Source organism: Pantoea sp. CTOTU49201, assembly GCF_032054795.1.
In the GTDB taxonomy this organism is placed as follows: domain Bacteria; phylum Pseudomonadota; class Gammaproteobacteria; order Enterobacterales; family Enterobacteriaceae; genus Pantoea; species Pantoea symbiotica.
Map to the genome: position 1 here is coordinate 7,618 of NZ_DAMBSA010000163.1, position 1,819 is coordinate 9,436.

General features: G+C 50.0%; 3 protein-coding genes. 1 reads left to right on the plus strand and 2 read right to left on the minus strand.

All coding sequences use genetic code 11. The features are described 5' to 3' along the window. A partial coding sequence (locus RTY00_RS12830) for a YtfJ family protein (protein WP_312664712.1) occupies nucleotides 1-545 on the minus strand: 545 nt, incomplete at its 3' end. A gap of 314 nt (nucleotides 546-859) precedes the next feature. Here RTY00_RS12830 and RTY00_RS12835 point away from each other — a divergent pair. After that, on the plus strand, nucleotides 860-1,066 hold the full coding sequence (locus tag RTY00_RS12835; RefSeq protein WP_007892150.1) for a DUF1107 domain-containing protein: 207 nt from the start codon (nucleotides 860-862) through the stop codon (nucleotides 1,064-1,066). Nucleotides 1,067-1,143: 77 nt separating this feature from the next. Here the strand turns inward: RTY00_RS12835 and RTY00_RS12840 are convergent. After that, a partial coding sequence (locus tag RTY00_RS12840) for a hemolysin family protein (RefSeq protein WP_312664713.1) occupies nucleotides 1,144-1,819 on the minus strand: 676 nt, incomplete at its 5' end.

Below are 1,819 nucleotides of genomic sequence, written 5' to 3' on the forward strand. Positions count from 1 at the left end.
TGAATTAACTTCATCGCCTGCTGCACTTCATCCTGCGTCAGCGGACCATCTTTGACGTAACGCACATGTGCGGTGTTATCCAGCACCACAATCGCCGATCCCCCTTTCTCCAGCTGCCAGGCCTGACGCGCGCTGCCGTTGCTATCGACGATAAACTGCGACCACGGATATTGCTGCTTATTGCTCTCAATGCTGCTGCGCACAAACATGCCGGTACCAGGAATCGCATCGTCGGTATTGACGATGGTGGTGGTTTGATAACGATCGTGCGGCAGATGCGCGGCTTTGATGGCTTCAATTAACGCAGCGTTCTGCTCTTTCGCCGAAGAACGACCGGCAATATGCAGGATGACGCGAACTTTTCCGCTCAGCTGCGCGCTATTCCAGGATTTATAGCTAAACTTATCCTCATCTTGTTGATAAACCAGCTCTCCTTTGTCGTTAACGCCAACAGCGGGCACGCGTTCACCCAGTTTGAATGCATGTGCCGAAGCCAGGCCAGGCAGCAGCAGCGCCAGTGCTATCACAGTGTGTCTTAAACGCATTTATCAAACTCCTTGGTGATCCGACCAGTTGTTCATGTTCCTGCAATATTAGGCATGGATGATGCGTCTGTCGCAATGAGTTAACAGGTTTGCAACCTATGCCACAATTCCATAATGAGTGAAGGTTTATACTGGGTTTCGTGAGGCTGATAACAGAGTATTCTGTAATGATGTGTCAATTCAGTAAATAATTCACCTTTTCGGAACATTGGTAAGAAAGGATGCTCTATAGTTATGCCTCATTTGCGCTTCATGGGTTCGTACCAAATTTGGTCACGACGGAGCGTATTAAACATTTTCAGGAGTTAAACAGCATGAAGATCTTCCAGCGCTATAATCCGCTGCAAATTGCGAAATATGTAAAAACGCTATTTAGAGGAAGGTTGTACATCAAGGATGTGGGCGCGTTCGAGTTTGATAAGGGCAAAGTCATGTTGCCGCGTGTCAAAGATAAACAGCATCTTAGCGTGATGTCAGAAATCAATCGCCAGGTGCTGCGGCTGCAAGCCGAGTACAACTAAGTAAGCATAAGAAAGGGCGCCGATGGCGCCCTCAGTTTTTTGTGCGGTTGTTGGCTTGGTCGCCATGAATGGCGACCCTACGATGATTCTGCTTCATCCAGCGCATTCTTGGTCACATTCAGCACTGGCGGGCGCTCATCAATACGCGTAACCAGCAACTGGTCGATGCGGTAGCTATCAATATCCACCACTTCAAACTTGTAGCCGGAAAACTTCACAAAGTCGGTACGCTTCGGAATCTTACGCAGCATGTACATCATGAAGCCGCCGATGGTTTCGTAATTGCCAGACTGCGGGAAATCATCGATATCCAGCACACGCATCACGTCATCAATTGGCGTACCGCCTTCCACCAGCCATGAGTTCTCATCACGCGCGACAATCTGCTCTTCCTGGCCTTGGCCCACCAAATCGCCCATCAGCGTAGTCATCACGTCATTCAGGGTAATGATGCCGACCACCAGCGCGTATTCGTTCATGATCACCGCGAAGTCTTCACCGGCGGTTTTGAAGCTTTCCAGCGCTTCGGAGAGCGTCAGCGTATCCGGCACAATCAGCGCAGAACGAATATTCACACCGCTGTTCAGCGTCAGGCTTTGGTTGCCGAGTACGCGCAGCAGCAGCTCTTTGGAATCGACATAGCCGACGATGTGGTCGATATCGCCATCGCAGACAATGAATTTGGAGTGCGGATGCTGGGCGATTTTGGTTTTCAGCGTGGTTTCATCTTCGTGTAAATCGAACCACACCACG